A 15,818-nucleotide genomic window follows, 5' to 3' on the forward strand; every position below is an offset into this window, starting at 1 on the left:
TCCCATGGTGAATATGAGAGCGAATTCTGATCCCGCGCGTGCTGCACCGCAACCAAAGAGCGATTTACCCGAAAGGCTTCGCGCTTTAAGATGACTTTCATTAACAGTTTGTGACCATGAAACACGAAAAGATTCATCTGCTGGCTTCTGCCCTTACCGCCTTCGTACTGGGCCTGTCGCCCGCGGCGCAGGCGCAGACCAAGCCGATCCTGATCGGCCAGACCTACGTGCAGACCGGCCCGCTCGCATCGCTCTCGACCGAGCCGCTGGTCGGCATCCGTGCCATGTTCACCACGCTGAATGCGAACGGCGGCATCAACGGCCGGCCGGTCGAGTTGCGCCAGCTGGACGACGCCTACGACCCCGCCAAGGGCGCCGAGAACGTCAAGGCCTTCGCGAAAGACGGCGCCATCGGCGTGCTGATGCCCATCGGCACCTCGTCGTCGGTCGGCGCGATCAAGGCGGCCAACGAACTGAAGATTCCCGTCGTCGGCCCCTACACGGGCGCGGGCCCGGTGGTGAAGTTCACCGAGTACGGCTTTCCGGTGCGCATCAGCTTCGACGAGGAGTACAGCCGCATCGTGAACCACCTGTTCACCATCGGCCTCTCGCGCATTGCCTTTGCGCACAACGACAACCCCGGCGCGCGCTCGGCGATGGAGAGCACGCAGAAGTTCATCGCGGAGCGCGGCGAGAAGATGGTGGGCAGCGTCGCCATCAAGAACGACGGCTCCGACGCCGCCGAGCGCGCCGCCGAACTGGCCAAGCTCAAGCCCAAGGCCGTGGTGCTGTCGGCCACCAACGACGTGGCGGCCAAGTTCATCACCGCCTACCGCGCGGCGGGCGGCGAGACGGCGTTCTATTCGTTCTCGTTCCTCAATGGGCAGAAGCTCTTCCAGGACATCAAGAAGAACGCGGCCGGCGTGGTCATCTCGCAGGTCGTGCCTTATCCGTGGAACAGCGCGATGCCGGTGATTGCCGAGTACCAGGCGGCCATGAAGAAGATCGGCGTGAACGAGTTCAGCTATGCCAGCCTGGAGGGCTACGTCACGGCCAAGGTCATGGTCGAGGGCTTGAAGCGCGCGGGCGCGAACCCGACGCCCGAGTCGCTGCAGAAGGGCCTGGAGTCGTTCAAGACGCTGGACATCGGCGGCATCGCCGTGTCGTACCGGCCCGGCGAGCACCGCGGGCTGACGTTCTCGGAGCTCTCGATGCTCAAGGCCGACGGGCGCTACCTGCGCTGAGGCCTTCCGGCCGGCGGCCTCGCGGGCGCAGAATTTCGTTCGTGACGACGCCCTCCATGAACGAGCCCCACCTTCCCGCAGTAACGCGCGCCCGGTTGCTTCGCCTGGGCGCCGCACTCTGCGCGGGTGCCGCGCTCCCCTCGTTCGCCCAGCAACAAGGCAGGCCCGCGATGCAGATGACCACCCGCCCCATCCCCTCCACCAAAGAGGCCTTGCCCGTGATCGGCTGCGGCACCTGGATCGGCTTCGACCAGCGCCCCGGCACCGACGAATACCAGCGCCTTCCAGGCGTGCTCGACGCGCTCTTCGTAGCCGGCGGCAAGCTCGTCGACAGCTCGCCGATGTACGGCCGCTCGGAGGAAACCACCGGCGAGTTGCTGGCCGCGAAACAGCGCGACAAGCCCTTCCTCGCCACCAAGGTCTGGACCTCGGGCCGCGAAGCCGGCATCGCGCAGATGGAGCAGTCGTTCACGCGCCTTCGCACCAAACAGATGGACCTGATGCAGGTGCACAACCTCGTCGACTGGCGCACGCACCTGGCCACCCTCCGTGGCTGGAAGGACAAAGGCCGTGTGCGCTACATCGGCATCACGCACTACACCGCCTCGGCCTACGACGAGGTCGAGGCCGTGCTGCGCGCCGAGAAGCTCGATTTCTTGCAGATCAACTACTCGCTCGACGCGCGCGATGCCGAACAGCGCCTGCTGCCGCTCGCGGCCGAGCGCGGCGTGGCGGTGATCGTCAACATGCCCTTCGGTGGCGGCGGATTGCTGCGCCGCTTGCGCGACAAGCCGTTGCCTGCGTGGGCCGGCGACATCGGCTGCACGAGCTGGGCCCAGGTGCTGCTGAAGTTCGTGCTGAGCCACCCTGCCGTGACCTGCACGATCCCCGGCACGAGCCGCGCCGAGCACATGGCGGACAACGCCGCGGCCGGGGCAGGCACTTTCCCCGATGCGGCCTTCTGGCGCCGCGAGGCCGCCGCTATTCGAACTTGACGTTGTGCTCCCGCACCGTCGCGCCGAAGGCGTCGTACTGCGTGCGGAAGAACTCGGCGAACTTCGCGGAGCTCATGCCGTAGCCCTCGAAACCCTGCTGCACCAGTTGCGCATGCACGTCGGGCCGCTTGAGCGTGTTCTGCAACTCCAGCGAAAGCCTGTCGGTGATCGCCTGCGGCAGCCCCGGCGGCCCGAAGAAGCCGGCCCACGGCGTGATCGTGAGCTTGCCCAGCCCGAGCTCGCCGCCCGTCGGCACGTCGGGCAAGAGGCCGCTGCGCTGCGGCAGCAGCGTGACCAGCGCGCGGATGCGCCCCTCCTTCACGAAGCCCGGCGCCAGTGTGCCGGTGGTGAACATCATGTGGATCTGCCCGCCCAGCAGGTCGGTCATGGCCTGCATGTCGCCCTTGTAGCGCGCGTTGACCACCTTGCGGTCGCCCAGCAGTTGCAACATCGCCAACTCCGAAGCGCTGTTGCTCGATGCCGAGTTGTAGGCGCCGGGCTTGGCCGCCACCATCGCCAGCAACTCGTTCACGCTTTTGACGGGCAGACTCGACGGCACCACGAGGAACATCGAGAACTGCCCCGCCGAGCTGATCGGCGTGAAGGCCTTGAACGGGTCGTAGGGCGAGGTCGGCCGCAGCGTGGGCGCGGCCACCATCGCGGTGTTGGTGCCCATCAGCAGCGTGTAGCCGTCGGGTTTTGCCGATGACGTGGCCTGCGCCGCGAGCACACCGTCGGCGCCCGGTCGGTTCTCCACGATCACCTGCTGGCCGAGCTGTTTGGACAACCCCTCCGCGATGATCCGCGTGAGCGAATCGGCGCCGCCGCCGGGCGCGAAGCCGACGATCAGCCGCAAGGGCTTGTTCGGATAGGCGTCGGCGCTCCACGCTGCCGTGCCGGGCAGCACCGTCGTTGTGAGGGCGGCAACGGCCGCGAGGGCCAGGTCTCTGCGTCGCATGAAAGGCTCCTTGGTTCAGAAGATCAGAAGAGGTGCCGCACACCGAACTCCCACCCCGACGAGCGCCGCCCGCCCGCCGGCGCCACGCCGCCGCTCACCACGTAGCGCGCCTGCCCGCTGTTCATCAGCCGCGCGTAGGTGCCGTAGAGCGCGGTGCGCTTGGAGAGGTTGTGCACGTAGCCGATGCCGAACTGGCGCGCATCGTCGCGGTTGCGCGGCATGCCGTTGGCGTTGCGCAGGCTCTCGTCGCTGCGGTCGTCCAGGTAGGCGTAGCTCACGCGGATGCGGCCGACCTCGAAGGCCGGGATGTGCGCGCCGATCTCAGCGGTGTTCTTGCGCACCGTGCCGCCGGCGATCTTCACCGTCACCTTGTTGTAGAGCGCGAAGAACTTCGCAAAACCCGCGTCCCACGAGCCGCCGATGTTGGCGTGCGTGTAGTTGCCGATGGTGGAGGTAGCGTTGAAGTGCGAGCGCGTCACGGCCGCCGCGATGTCGAACGCGCCCGAGGCAAACCCGAAGCGCGCGCCGCCGAAGTTGCCGTCGTCGCGGTTCGGCGCCGTGGAGTCGTTCTCGCCGGTGCCGACCATCGCCATGCCGTAGAAACCGCCCAGCTTGGCCGGCAGCCAGTAGCTCACCGTGTTGCTGCCGGTGATGGCGGTGGGCAGCGGCCCGGTGCCCGCGCCCGCGAACGTGAGGTTGCCCGCGCGCGCCACGCCGTTGGCGTTGAAGGGGTCGAAGTAGATGCTGTTGTAGTGCGTCGGAATGAAGTCGTGGCCCAGCCGCACCTCGCCCAGCGAATCGTGCGAAAGGCTCACGAAGGACATGCGGTCGAAGCTGATCGGCCCCGCCGCACCCGCGCCGCTCGTCTGGTTGTTGCTGTTGCTCGGCCGGCCGGTGCCCAGGTCGGGGTTCAGGCTGCCTTCGAGCCAGAACCCTGCGCGCAGGCCGCCGCCCAGATCCTCGGTGCCGCGAAAGCCGATCCGGCTGGTCGAGAGCCCGCCGTTCGACAGCGCCTTGACCGAGCCGCCGCCCTCGCCTTTCGTGTACTGCACGCCCAGGTCCATCACGCCGAACAGCGTGACGCTCGATTGCGCGTGCGCCGCGCCGCTGCTGGCAAGGCCGATGGCCGACCACATCAAAAGTCTCTTCATGGTTTCTTGTCTCCTGCTCTTTTCTTGGTTGAAAACTTGGATCGCGCGCAGGGCTGCGCCACCGGGTGCGCACGGGGGTGCGCACCGGTTGGCGAAGCCGGGGGTGAAAAAGGCCTAGCTGGCGGGCTGCGGGCGCTCGGTGCGCACGAGCACGGCGCCCTTGGACAGCGGGCTCACGTTGCGCCGGTACTGCTGCAGCCAGCCGGTGTCGAACGCCGGCGGCGGCGCCTGCCAGTCGGCGCGGCGGGCGGCAAGCTCTTCATCGGTCAATGCGATGTCCAGGCGGCGCGCATCGAGGTCGATGGTGATCACGTCGCCGTCGCGCACGAGGCCGAGCGGCCCGCCGAGCGCGGCCTCCGGCGACACCTCCGCCACCACGAGCCCCTTGCACACGAGGCCCGAGAGATGCCCGTCGGTCAGCAGCGCGACCTGGTCGTCGAGCCCCGCGCCATCGACCGCGAAGACCACGCGCGATGCGCCGCCGCCCATGGCCGGGCCGCCGCATGCGCCGGCGCCGCGCATCACGACCACCTGGCCGGGGACGATCTCCTTGTTCTTCAGCGCGGCGATGGCCGCGTCGGAAGTCCAGAAGCACACGGCCGGCCCGGTGAAGCGGCGCACCTTGCGCTCGGCGATGCCGGTCTTGATGAGACCCGACTCGGGCGCGAGGTTGCCGCGCAGGAGCACGATGGCCGGCAGCGGCGCGACCGGGCGGTCGATGGGGCGGATCACCTCGGCGTCCATCACTTCGGCGTGGCGCAGGTTGTCGGCGACGGTGCCGCCGGTCACCGTGAGTGCGCCCGTGTCGAGCAGGGGCGCGAGCTGCTTCATCAGCGCACGGCAACCGCCCGCCGCCTCGAAGGCCTCGATCGAATGCTCACCGATGGGCCGCACGCCGGCCAGCACCGGCGTCGTGGGGCCCAGGCTTTCGAAGAGGCCGTACACGTCGACGCCGCACTCGCCTTCGGTCGATATCGCCTGCAGGTGCTTGGCCGTGTTGAGCGAGCCACCGACGGACAGCACCGCGCGCACCGCGTTGGCGAAGGCGCCGGGCGAGAGGATGTCGCGCGGCTTCAAATCGTCCAGCACCATCTGCACGATGCGCGTGCCGGCCGCGCGCACGTCGGCCATCATCTTCGGGCTCAGCGCGGCCACGGGCGCGCTGCCGGGCAAGGCCATGCCGAGCGCCTCGCAGACGATGTGCATCGAGTTGGCCGTGCCCAGGCCCGAGCACACGCCCGGTCCGCGAATAGCTTCTCGGCTCATGCCTACGAGTTCTTCGATGGGCAGGTTGCCGGTGACCGCGTGCATCGCGCCGATGAACACTTCTTCGATGTCCATGTGCTTGCCGCGGTACTCGCCGCTGGGCTGGTAGCCGCAGGGAACGAGCAGCGTCGGGATGTTGAGCCGCGCGGCCGCCATGAGCTGCCCCGGCACGGTCTTGTCGCACGAGGTGAGACAGACCATGCCGTCCAGCTGCGCGCCTTCGACCGCGACTTCGATGTCGTTGGTTACCAGGTCCCGCGCGCCGAGCATGTAGGCGCCGCGCGCGCCCGCGCCGGTGATGAAGTCGCTGGGCGCCGCGGTGCGAATCTCGAACGGCACGCCGCCCGCCGCGCGGATCGCGGTCTTGATTTCCGCCGCCACCTTGTCCAGGTGGCTGAAGCACGCGGCCAGTTCCGAGGAGCTGTTGACGATGGCGATCTTGGGCTTTTCGCAATCCTCTTCGGGAATGCCGAGCGCGCGCCAGTGCGCATTGCGCACCGACCAAAGGTAAGAGCCGCGCGGGAAGTTGCTGCGCAGGGGGCGGGTCATGAGCGGTCTCCGGTTCTGTTGTTCTTCCTGGTGATCTCGATCACGCCGCGGTCGGCGTCCACGCACACCCAGTCGCCGGTCTCGATGCAGGCGAGCGGGTCGCGCTCGAAATCGGTCATCGAAGGCGAGTGCGTGACCACGGCGCCCAGCGCCATCTTGGTGGTCATCTCGTTGAACAGGAACGCCGCGGGCGCGGAGTTCATGAGCCGCGTCATGTGGAACATCGCCGACCAGCCCGACGACCCCTTGGCCCCCGGGAACACCAGCACCTTGCCCGCGAAGCTCTGGCCGCGCAGTTCGTGGCGCGTCTCGATGACGGTGCCGGTGCGCGGGTCGATGCCGCCCCAGCCCGAGATGCGGTCGCGCGTGACCAGCGCCTCGCCTTCCGCGACGCCGCCCACCACCTTGCGGCCGCGGATGACGATGGTTTTTTCTTCGGTGATGACTGCGTCGCTCATTGGAATACCTCCGTGCTTCGCACTGCGGTGCGAGCTTGCTTGGGGCGGCCCGGCGCGGCGCTCATGCGTAGCCTCCGTTCCAACGACCGGTGCAGGCCGCATCCACGCATTCGGCCGTGCTGCCGAACCAGGCCTGCACGCCGAGGATGGCGGGCAGGTAGTGCGCCTGCTTGGCGGAATCGAGCGCCACCGTCTTCGTGCCCTTGGGCACGGCGCGGCTCATGGCCGAGCAGCTGTCGGTCATGAGGATGCCGCCGGCATCTTCGATGATCTTGGTGTAGCCGTTGCGATCGGCCAGCGACTTGATGGCGCGCGGCGTGAAGATCCACAGCTCGCAATCGGGGTGCACCTTGCGCCCTTCGATGAGCTGCGCGGCCTCCCAGATCTGCTCGATGGTGTAGTGCGGGCAGCCCAGCATCACGTACTGGACTTCACTGTCCTTGCCGGTGACGTTGATCTTCTCGTAGGTCGCGCGGCGCTCGGCCTCGCCGTAGCGCAGCACCTCGACGGGCGCCTTGCCGCCGAGCGCCTGCTCCAGCGTCAGCGCCTCGGGCGTGATGCCGGCGATGTGATACATCTCCACGCCGCCCGAGGACGACGCGGCCGCGCCGAAGTGCTTGAGCCGCGGCAAATTCGGCACGCGGCCGATGCCGCGCTTGCTGTGCACCACCGGCACGCGCTCCTGCACGTGCTCGCCGATGTAGTAGCCCAGCAGCCCCCAGTCCTGCACCGACTCGACCTCGATGTCGAGCTCGATCACATGCGTCGCGCGGCGGTTCTCGTCCAGGTGGTAGCCCCAGTACGGAATGCGCCCGGTGAGCATCGCCGCGCCCGTGCTCTCGCGGCCTTCGGTGTTGGTGCGCGCGCCCAGCACCGAGTTGCAATACACCACCGCCGACGACTCCATCCACGCGCAGTGCTCGCCGCGCGTGGGGATGTTGCCCACCTGGTAGGGCGTGCAGGTGTTCATGATCTGCGCGCCGAGGCCGGCCGCATGGCGCTCGCTGCGGTTGTAGAACTGCACGATCTCCTCGCTCACGCCCATGCGCTCGGGCTGGCCGGGGTCGAAGCCCAGCTGCAGGTGGCTGGTGAAGACCTTGAACTTGGGGATCTCGACCGTCTCCTGGCTGTCGAGGCTGAATTCGGAGAACACCGCATCCATGCCGCCGCCCTTGGCGAGCGCGAAGTCGCGCTGGAAGGGCGTGGTCGAGGTGATGGTGGCGCAGACGTTGCGCGTCTCGACCAGTCGCTCGGCGCCCAGGGCTTCGCCGTAGCGCATCAGCAGGTCCATCGCCTTCTGCACGGCCGGTCCGTCGCGGCCGTCGTACATGGCTTTTTCTTCGTTGCTCAGGTGCATGCCTGTGTCTCCGTTCTTCTGTCATCGTGGGGAAGGGTCCCCGGCCGGGTTGCTAGCCCGGCGAGGGCGTGAGCGTGGGTGCAGGCACGTGGCCGCCGATGTCGCGCGCGATGGTGAGCGCGATGTCGTGCAGGCGCGGTGCGAGTTCGTTGCGCAATCTGTCTTCGGTGAACACGAAGGCGGCGCCGCCGCCGTTGAGCGCCATCACCTCGCCGTCGGGACCGACGAGCGGCACCGACACCGAGTTGATCTCGCGGTGGAATTCACCGAGCGAGAGGCAGTAGCCCAGGCGCCTGGCCTCGCCGATGGCGCGCGTCATGGGCGCGGCGATGCCGTCCCATTCGGGGCCGCGCAGGAGGCGCATCGAATCGACCAGCTGGTTGCGCTGCGCATCGGGCAAGGCCGAGAGGTACGCGCGACCGAGTGCCGAGTTCGGCAACGGCGCGCGCGAGCCCACGTCCAGCCGTGCGGAAAGCATCGACGAGCGCGGCCGGCAGGCTTCGATCAGCACCATCTCCATGCCGTCGCGTATGGCCAGGTAGACCGAGGCACCGACTTCTTCCGCCATGGCCTGCATGCTGGGCCGCGCGGCGGCGCGCACGTCCAGGCTCCCGAGGAACACGCGCGAGAGCGACACCACGCCCGGCCCGAGCATGAAGCGGTCGGCCACCTGCGCGGGCTTGAGCATGCCCAGCGTGAGCAGCGTCGCGACCAGCCGGTTGACCGTGGGGCGCGGAATGCCGGTGATGCGCGCCACGTCTGCATGGCCCAGCACCGGGCGCTCTTCGCTGAAGCAGCGCAGCACCGAGATGCCGCGCTCCAGCGCGCTCACGGTGTCGGAACGTTCGCCGCGCGCATCGGCGGCGTCGGCTGCAGAAAGAGAGCTGTCGTTTTTGTCGTTGGACATGGAGGGACCCTTTGAACGCTTTGCAAGACTCTGCAATGTAGAGGCTTGCGAAAGGAGATCGGCCGGGTTCATGGCGAAACGATCAGGCGCTGGCTTCGGTGGCGATGGATGCGCCCGCGCCCTGCGCGGCTTCGGCCCCGGTGCGCAGGTACACGCCCTGCGCCAGCAGTTCGGACTGCAGCGCGCCGGTGTCCACGAAGCGCGGCGCGATGCCGCCGCGCGACGCCAGCGCCGCCGCCACGCCCGCGGCCTGGCCGGTGATCCAGCACTGCGGAATCTCGCGCATGAAGCCGTGCGAGTTGCGGTCGCACGAGATGTGGCGCCCGCAGGCCACGAGGCCGTCGAGTTGCTGCGGCACCAGCGCACCGTAGGGGATGGAGATGTTCGGGAATTTCGGCGACACCGCGGGCGACACGCCGATCTCGTCGGCCAGCGCCACGCCATCCGGCCACTGGCTGCGCAGCACCGAGCCGACACCCGAGAGGCGCCGCGCATGGCGCACGCCGATCTGCGGCGCGCTCAGCATCAGGTACGCATCCTCGAAGCCCGGCGCGTGCGCCTTGAAGTAGTCCAGGTGCGCGGCCATCGCGCGGTGCGAGCGCACTTCGACCGCCGTGAGGTCGTCCACGTCGAGCGCCGAATAACCCGACTGGCGCGGCCCCATGAAAAGCGCCACGTCGTTGCGCCACGAGACGAAGGGCCGCTCGAAGAGGCCGAGCTGTTCGCGCCCGCGCGCCATGAAGCCGGCGAAGGCGTCGGGCTGGCCGGCCTTGAATTCGATCCAGCGGTTCATGTCCACGCCGCCGAAGAGCCACGAGGTGTTCATGCAGTGGTGCACGTCCGCCTCTTCGATGTCGTTCACGTAGGCGGCGCCGGCGCGGGCGAACAGGTCGCCGTCGCCGGTGGCATCGACCACCACGTCGGCCATGATCGCCATGCGGCCTTCCTTGCTCTCGAACACCACGCCCTTGACGGCGCCGTCCTGCACGATCGGAATCGCGGCCCACGAGTGGTAGATGAGCTTGACCTTGCGCTCCAGCACGATCTCCTGCGAGAGCAGCTTCAGGCGCTCGGGGTCGATGGTGGGCGACCAGGTGACCACGCCGTGATAGGCGGCGGTGCGCTGCGACCAGTGCGCGGCCTTGGCCGTGTCCTGCGAGCCCCAGTCCTCGCGCTGCGGGCCGGCGATGGCGTCGGCGGGGAGGCGATCGAACAGCTCTTCGGCGAAGCCGCGGATCACCAGCTTGCCTTCCCAGTCGGTCATGCGGTCGATCCAGATCACGAGGCCGCCGGTCGAGAGGCCGCCCAGGTGGTTGTAGCGCTCGAGCAGCGCCACGTCGGCGCCGGCGCGGGCCGCGGCTGCGGCTGCCGCGGTGCCCGAGGGGCCGCCGCCGACCACCAGCACGCCGCAGCGGTGGTAGACGGGAATGTTCTTGCCGGGCTCTGCCCAGCTGCCGTGGTCAGGGCGCTTGACGCGGCTGTCGCGGTCGAAGATGTCGGAGGACAGGATGCGCTCGTCGGTGCGGACGACAGTTTTCATGGAATGGTGTCTTGGATGGGCTGTTTCGTCGTATTTTGATTTCAATGTTCATTTTGTCAAATACAAAAGACCGAAAAAAGCCATTTGTTCGGGGTATTCCCTAGTCAATGTGGATTTTTATGATTTTCTAAATCAATATAAGAGGAGATTCCAACGGAGACATATCGATGAAGAAACTCGACGGCACCCGCCGTGCATTCGGCTGGGCCCTGGGCGCCGCGGCCTTGCTGGGCCTGGTGCCACTGGCCATGGCGCAGGACTTCCCGTCGCGCAGCAAGCCGATCCGCATCGTCGTGGGCTTCACGGCCGGCGGCGGCACCGACGCGCAGGCGCGCATCGTGGCGCAGAAGCTCGGCGAGGTGCTGGGCACCAGCGTGATCGTGGACAACCGCCCCGGCGCGAGCACCATGCTCGCGGCCAACGAGGTGTCGCGCGCGCTGCCCGACGGCTACACGCTGCTCTACGCGCCCTCTTCCACGATGGCGCAGAACCCGCACACCTTCGCGCAGGTGCCCTACGACCCGTTCAAGGACTTCACAGCCATCTCGATGGGCGGGCGCGGGCCGCTGGTGCTGTCGGTGAGCACCACGGTGCCCGCCAACAACGTGAAGGAGCTCGTGGCCTACGTGAAGGCCAACCCCGGCAAGGTGAGCTACGCCTCGTTCGGCGCGGGCACCTCCTCGCACATCTACGGCGAGGCCTTCGTGAAGAAGACCGGCGTCGATGCGGTGCACATCCCCTACAAGGGCGGCTCCGACGCGGCGAAGGACCTGATCGGCGGCCGCGTGCAGTACATGTTCGACTCGGCCTCCTCGGCCGTCATCACCTCGGCCTCGGGCAAGGTGAAGATCCTCGCGATCGCGGCGAACGCGCGCATCTCGGCGCTGCCCGACGTGCCCACCTTCGCCGAGCAGGGCATCGCCGGGCTCGACCTGCCGAGCTGGCTCGGTTTCTACGGTCCGGCGCACATGCCGGCGCCAGTCGTCGCCAAGCTCAACGCGGCGCTCACGCAGGTGCTGGCGATGCCGCAGGTGCGCGAGTTCTATCGCACGGGCGGCTACGAAGCGGGTGCGACGACGCCGGAAGAATTCGCCGGCATCACGCGCTCGACCTACGAGCGCTGGGGCGCGATGGTGCAGCAGGTAGGCTTGGCCAAGCAATGAGCTCCTCCTTGTTCTCTTCCTTCATCACCCGACGCAGCGCCGCCGCATGGCTCGCGCTGGGCGCGGCGGCCTTGCCGCTCCATTCGCTCGCCGCCTCGCCCGCGGCCTTTCCCGAAAAGGGCCGCACCATCCGCATCGTGCTCGGCCTGGCGGCGGGTGGCGCTTCCGACTCGCAGGCGCGCTTCGTTGCCAACAAGCTCGGCGAGGTGCTGCAGACGCCGGTGATCGTGGAGAACCGGCCGGGCGCGAGCTTCATCCTCGCGACCGAGGAAGTGATCCGCGCTGCGCCCGACGGCTACACCTTCATGTACGCACCCTCTTCCGTGGTGGCGCAGAACCCGCAGACGCTGGCGCAGGTGCGCTACGACCCGTTCAAGGACCTGACGCCCATCTCGCTCGGCGCGCGCGGCCCGCTGGTGCTGACGGTGCACACCAGCGTGCCGGCGCGCAACGTGCAGGAGTTGATCGCCTACATCAAGGCCAATCCCGGGAAGATGAGCTATGCCTCGTTCGGCACCGGCACCTCGTCGCACATCTACGGCGAGGCCTTCGCGCGGCAGGCCGGCCTGGACGTGGTGCACGTGCCCTACAAGGGCGGCGCGGATGCCGCGAAAGACTTTCTGGCGGGCCGCGTGCAGTACTACTTCGACGCGGCGCCCAACGCCATCCAGAACACGGCCACCGGCAAGGTGCGCATGCTGGCGGTGGCGGCGCCCAGGCGGAGCCCGATGCTGCCCGACGTGCCCACGATGACCGAGCAGGGCGTGAGCGGCGTCGACATGGCGAGCTGGCTCGGCTTCTACGGTCCGGCGCGCATGCCGGCGCCGGTGGTCGCCAAGCTCAACGCGGCGCTCTCGCAGGTGCTCGCGATGCCGGCCACGCGCGACTTCTTCCGCCAGGGCGCCTACGAAACCGAATCGTCGACCCCGCAGCAGCTGGCCGAGCTGACGCGCACGACCTACGACCAGTGGGCCGAGACCATCCGCAAGCTCGGCCTCACCAAGCAGTAACGGCTGCGAGGTTCAGCCGAAGAACTTCAAGAGCTGCGCATTGGTCTCGGCGGCGCGTTCGTATTGCACCCAGTGTCCCGCGCCGTCGATCACCACGCCTTCGCGGTGCGGGCCTTCGCTCGCGAGTTGCGCCACCAGCGGGCGCGGATCGGCCGTGACGTCGTACTCGCCCCAGAGCAGCAGCGTCGACACGCCCAGCGCGTCGATCGCCTTGCGAAGGCCGCCTGCCTGCGACACCTCCTTGCTGCGAAAGCGCGTGCAGTGGCACGAGATGTCATGGATCTCGAAGGCCAGCGGGTCGATGGTCGAGGTGTCGTGCAGCATCAGCGCGCCCAGGTTGTGCAGCAGCGCGGCACGCTCGGCTTCGCGGTCGGGCGCGGCGCGCCAGTTGATCATCTGCGCCGTCATGCGGCGCAGCGTGCCGTGGCCGCCGCTGCCCAGCAGCGCGAGCTTGCGCACCGCGCCGCGTTGCACGGCGAAGCGCGCGGCGGTGAGGCCGCCGAAGGAGAAGCCGCCCAGGTCGATGGGCGTGCCCGCGCCGACCAGCGCATCGAGCGTGCCGCCGAGCGCCTTCAGCAAGGGCGGCAGCGAGTCTTCGCCGGGTGCCACGCGCGGCAGCGCATCGGAATCGTGGAAGCCCGGCATGTCGGGCAGGAGCAGCGTGCGTTCGGCCGAGAGCGCCTGGGCATTGCGCAGCCAATGCATCCAGCTGCCATGGCCGCCGTGCAGCAGCACGATGGGCGGCTGCGTGGTGTCGGTGCCGAAGCGGCGCCAGCGCACGCGCACGCCGTCGTGCACGGGGTCGTGGTGGGTGGAGAGCGCATCGATGCGCGCGATTTCGCTGCGCGCTGCGGACGCTTCAGGGCTTTCAGGGGTGTCTGGGCTGTCGAGGGTCAGAGGCATCCCCCGATTTTGCCGCGCGGCCTTCCGCGCCGCAGCGGACGGCCGGGATGCCCTGCATAGAATCCGCCGCAGCGCCCGCCGAACAGGTCGCCCGCCCTTCAACGAATAAAAAAGCAGAGAGGCCACCGGCCTGCCCACGATGCGTGGCGCAGGCCGCCCCATCCATGACCCTGTTGAATCGCCGCCAGCTCGCGCTGCTCGCCCTGTCCCAGCCCCTCGTCCAACCGCTCGCCGCCTGGGCGCAGGACACCACCGATCTTTCCACCGCACTCGAACAGCCCGACGGCGCCGAGGCGCTGGCCTGGGTGCAGGCGCGCACGGCCGAGGCCCGGCAGCTGATCACCGGCCTGCCCGACTACACGCGCCGCTACGAGGAGACGCTGTCCGCCGTGTCCGCGCGCGACAGCAACATCCAGTTCGTGCGCCCGCACCGCGGCCACCTCTACAACTTCTACAGCACCGCCGGCCAGCCGAGCGGCGTCTGGCGCCGCACCACGCTGGAGGAATACCGCAAGGAGCGGCCCTACTGGCAGGTGCTGATCGACCTGGACAAGCTCGGGCAACAGGAAGGCCGCGCCTGGACCTTCGCCTCCTACGTGCTGAGCCCGAACGGCGAACGCGCGCTGGTCTACCTCTCGCCCGGCGGCGCGGACCGCACCGAGATGCGCGAGTTCGACCTGCCCTCCCGGCAGTTCGTGGCGGCCGGGTTCCGCTTGCCGCTGGCCAAGCAGTGGGCCGACTGGTATGGCGACGACGAAGTGCTGGTGGCCACCGAGTCCGCCGGCGGCGCGCTCAGCCGCAGCGGCTACCCCCTGACGATCCGCCGCTGGCGCCGCGGCAGCGCGCTGGCCGAAGCGCCCGAGCTGGTGCGCGGCGAAGCGGCCGACATGAGCATGTCGATCGACACCCTCGACCCCAAGGACGGACGGCCCGCCGCCGCGCTGGTCGGACGGCGCCTGAGCTTCTTCCAGAACCGCTACCAGCTCTTGCAGGGCGACACGCTCTCGCCGCTGCTGGACCTCCCGCTCGATGCGACCACCTGGCTGAGCGAAGGCTGGCTGGTGCTCTGGCTGCGCAGCGACTTCGACGACGGCACCGCGCGCCACGCCGCGGGCAGCGTGCTCGCCACGCCCATCGCCACCGCCACGCAACCGCAGCGCCGCTTCCACGTGCTGCTGTCCACGGCATCGCGCCAGCGCCTGATCCGATGGGAACGCGTGCGCGACGGCTTCGCCATTGCCTGGTCCGACAATCTGCAGCCGCGCCTGCTGTACCTGCGCTGGACCGGCGAGACCTTCGAGCCCCGCGAAGTGACGCTGCCCGACACCGGCGTGGTCGGCATCCGCGCCGACCGCTCCGACCAGAACGACCTGGTGTGGCTCACCACGCAGGCACCGCTCGTGCCCCAGACCTTCGGGCTGATGGATGTCGCCGAGCCCAAGCCCTGGGCGCCCCTCAAGCGGCAGGCCACCTTCTTCGATGCCGCGGGCCTCAAGGCGCAGCGGCTGGAGGCGCGCTCGGCCGACGGAACGCTCATCCCCTACACGGTGATCGCGCCCGCCGCGCTGGCCACGGACGGCCATGCGCCGACGCTGCTCTACGGATACGGCGGCTTCGGCATCGCGCTCGAACTGGACTACCAGCGCATGCCCGGCATCAACTGGCTGCGCTACGGCGGCGTCTACGTGCTGGCGCACATCCGCGGCGGCGGCGAGTTCGGCTCCAGTTGGTACGAAGCGGCGAAGGGAGCGCGCCGGCAGGCCGCGTTCGACGACTTCATCGCGGTCGCCGAAGACCTGGTGCGGCGCGGCATCACGCGCCCCCGGCGGCTCGGCATCTACGGCGCGAGCAACGGCGGCGCGCTGGTGTCGGCCGTGCTGGTGCAGCGGCCCGAGCTCTTCGGCGCCGCGGTCGCGCGCGTGCCGCTGACCGACATGCTCGAGTTCACGCGCTTCACGGCGGGGCCCTCCTGGATCGAGGAGTACGGCGACCCGGCGGTGGCGGCGGACCGCGCGGTGCTCGCGCGCTGGTCGCCGCTGCAGAACCTGAAGAGCGCGCGTGACGGCGCGGCCTACCCGCCCACGCTGTTCATCGGCAACCGCAACGACGACCGCGTGCACCCGTCGCATGCACGCAAGATGGTGGCGCGCATGCGGGCGCTGGGCCATGCACAGGCGTGGCTGTACGAGGAAACCAGCGGCGGCCACCTGGGCCGTGCGACGCCGCAGCTGCTCGCCACGCGCGAGGCGCTGCTGCACACCTTCCTCATGGGCATGCTGCAGCGCAAGGCGGACGAGCCGGCGGCCTGAACCGCCTC

At 68.9% G+C, this 15,818-nt stretch carries 13 protein-coding genes; 5 read left to right on the forward strand and 8 right to left on the reverse strand.

Features of this window, described 5'->3' with window-relative positions; genetic code table 11:
• The first annotated feature begins 116 nt into the window (after positions 1-116).
• Both BM133_RS10725 and BM133_RS10730 read left to right on the forward strand, forming a co-directional pair.
• On the forward strand, positions 117-1,244 hold the full coding sequence (locus tag BM133_RS10725) for an ABC transporter substrate-binding protein (RefSeq protein ID WP_093433572.1): 1,128 nt from the start codon (positions 117-119) through the stop codon (positions 1,242-1,244).
• 56 nt (positions 1,245-1,300) lie between these two features.
• A complete protein-coding gene (locus BM133_RS10730) occupies positions 1,301-2,239 on the forward strand; it encodes an aldo/keto reductase (RefSeq protein ID WP_093433573.1) in 939 nt (312 codons plus the stop codon).
• On the opposite strand, the gene BM133_RS10735 is transcribed toward BM133_RS10730, so the two are convergent.
• From BM133_RS10735 to BM133_RS10765, 7 genes are all read right to left on the reverse strand, one after another.
• Complete coding sequence (locus BM133_RS10735) at positions 2,226-3,197, reverse strand: Bug family tripartite tricarboxylate transporter substrate binding protein (protein ID WP_093433575.1); 972 nt, start codon at positions 3,195-3,197, stop codon at positions 2,226-2,228. The two genes, BM133_RS10730 and BM133_RS10735, sit on opposite strands and share 14 nt — an antisense overlap.
• Before the next feature lie 23 nt (positions 3,198-3,220).
• On the reverse strand, positions 3,221-4,348 hold the full coding sequence (locus BM133_RS10740; protein WP_093433576.1) for a porin: 1,128 nt from the start codon (positions 4,346-4,348) through the stop codon (positions 3,221-3,223).
• Positions 4,349-4,462: 114 nt separating this feature from the next.
• Entirely contained in the window at positions 4,463-6,163 is a 1,701-nt protein-coding gene (locus BM133_RS10745; RefSeq protein ID WP_093433578.1) for a dihydroxy-acid dehydratase, read from the reverse strand.
• The gene (locus BM133_RS10750; RefSeq protein ID WP_093433579.1) at positions 6,160-6,621 is read right to left on the reverse strand and encodes an aconitase X swivel domain-containing protein; all 462 of its coding nucleotides are present in this window, start codon (positions 6,619-6,621) and stop codon (positions 6,160-6,162) included. The genes BM133_RS10745 and BM133_RS10750 overlap by 4 nt, the downstream gene beginning before the upstream one ends.
• A gap of 61 nt (positions 6,622-6,682) precedes the next feature.
• Complete coding sequence (locus BM133_RS10755; RefSeq protein ID WP_093433581.1) at positions 6,683-7,978, reverse strand: aconitase X; 1,296 nt, start codon at positions 7,976-7,978, stop codon at positions 6,683-6,685.
• Positions 7,979-8,030: 52 nt separating this feature from the next.
• Positions 8,031-8,885: an IclR family transcriptional regulator gene (locus BM133_RS10760; protein ID WP_093433582.1), complete on the reverse strand. Its 855-nt coding sequence runs from the start codon at positions 8,883-8,885 to the stop codon at positions 8,031-8,033.
• Positions 8,886-8,967: 82 nt separating this feature from the next.
• Positions 8,968-10,425, reverse strand: a complete 1,458-nt coding sequence (locus BM133_RS10765) for an FAD-dependent oxidoreductase (protein ID WP_093433584.1) — start codon at positions 10,423-10,425, stop codon at positions 8,968-8,970.
• 167 nt (positions 10,426-10,592) lie between these two features.
• Between BM133_RS10765 and BM133_RS10770 the strand changes: the two genes are divergently transcribed.
• Together BM133_RS10770 and BM133_RS10775 are read left to right on the forward strand one after the other, a co-directional pair.
• A complete protein-coding gene (locus BM133_RS10770; protein WP_093433585.1) occupies positions 10,593-11,588 on the forward strand; it encodes a Bug family tripartite tricarboxylate transporter substrate binding protein in 996 nt (331 codons plus the stop codon).
• Positions 11,585-12,598 (forward strand): Bug family tripartite tricarboxylate transporter substrate binding protein, encoded by a 1,014-nt coding sequence (locus BM133_RS10775; RefSeq protein ID WP_093433587.1) that lies wholly within the window; start codon positions 11,585-11,587, stop codon positions 12,596-12,598. Before BM133_RS10770 ends, BM133_RS10775 begins: the two co-directional genes overlap by 4 nt.
• 12 nt (positions 12,599-12,610) lie before the next feature.
• Here BM133_RS10775 and BM133_RS10780 read toward each other — a convergent pair whose 3' ends face one another.
• On the reverse strand, positions 12,611-13,501 hold the full coding sequence (locus BM133_RS10780; protein ID WP_093433588.1) for an alpha/beta fold hydrolase: 891 nt from the start codon (positions 13,499-13,501) through the stop codon (positions 12,611-12,613).
• Positions 13,502-13,665: 164 nt separating this feature from the next.
• Here BM133_RS10780 and BM133_RS10785 point away from each other — a divergent pair, with 164 nt between their 5' ends.
• The gene (locus BM133_RS10785; protein ID WP_177224780.1) at positions 13,666-15,810 is read left to right on the forward strand and encodes a prolyl oligopeptidase family serine peptidase; all 2,145 of its coding nucleotides are present in this window, start codon (positions 13,666-13,668) and stop codon (positions 15,808-15,810) included.
• The last annotated feature ends 8 nt before the right edge of the window (positions 15,811-15,818 follow it).

Origin of the sequence: Variovorax sp. 770b2, assembly GCF_900115685.1 — a bacterium.
Lineage (GTDB): Bacteria > Pseudomonadota > Gammaproteobacteria > Burkholderiales > Burkholderiaceae_C > Variovorax.

Excerpts from the sequence above, each read along its gene's own strand:
- BM133_RS10775 (WP_093433587.1), top strand. The coding sequence starts at position 11,585 with ATGAGCTCCTCCTTGTTCTCTTCCTTCATCACCCGACGCAGCGCCGCC.
- BM133_RS10780 (WP_093433588.1), bottom strand. The coding sequence starts at position 13,501 with ATGCCTCTGACCCTCGACAGCCCAGACACCCCTGAAAGCCCTGAAGCG.
- BM133_RS10725 (WP_093433572.1), top strand. The coding sequence starts at position 117 with ATGAAACACGAAAAGATTCATCTGCTGGCTTCTGCCCTTACCGCCTTC.
- BM133_RS10735 (WP_093433575.1), bottom strand. The coding sequence starts at position 3,197 with ATGCGACGCAGAGACCTGGCCCTCGCGGCCGTTGCCGCCCTCACAACG.
- BM133_RS10740 (WP_093433576.1), bottom strand. The coding sequence starts at position 4,348 with ATGAAGAGACTTTTGATGTGGTCGGCCATCGGCCTTGCCAGCAGCGGC.
- BM133_RS10755 (WP_093433581.1), bottom strand. The coding sequence starts at position 7,978 with ATGCACCTGAGCAACGAAGAAAAAGCCATGTACGACGGCCGCGACGGA.
- BM133_RS10745 (WP_093433578.1), bottom strand. The coding sequence starts at position 6,163 with ATGACCCGCCCCCTGCGCAGCAACTTCCCGCGCGGCTCTTACCTTTGG.
- BM133_RS10770 (WP_093433585.1), top strand. The coding sequence starts at position 10,593 with ATGAAGAAACTCGACGGCACCCGCCGTGCATTCGGCTGGGCCCTGGGC.
- BM133_RS10730 (WP_093433573.1), top strand. The coding sequence starts at position 1,301 with ATGAACGAGCCCCACCTTCCCGCAGTAACGCGCGCCCGGTTGCTTCGC.
- BM133_RS10760 (WP_093433582.1), bottom strand. The coding sequence starts at position 8,885 with ATGTCCAACGACAAAAACGACAGCTCTCTTTCTGCAGCCGACGCCGCC.
- BM133_RS10765 (WP_093433584.1), bottom strand. The coding sequence starts at position 10,425 with ATGAAAACTGTCGTCCGCACCGACGAGCGCATCCTGTCCTCCGACATC.
- BM133_RS10785 (WP_177224780.1), top strand. The coding sequence starts at position 13,666 with ATGACCCTGTTGAATCGCCGCCAGCTCGCGCTGCTCGCCCTGTCCCAG.
- BM133_RS10750 (WP_093433579.1), bottom strand. The coding sequence starts at position 6,621 with ATGAGCGACGCAGTCATCACCGAAGAAAAAACCATCGTCATCCGCGGC.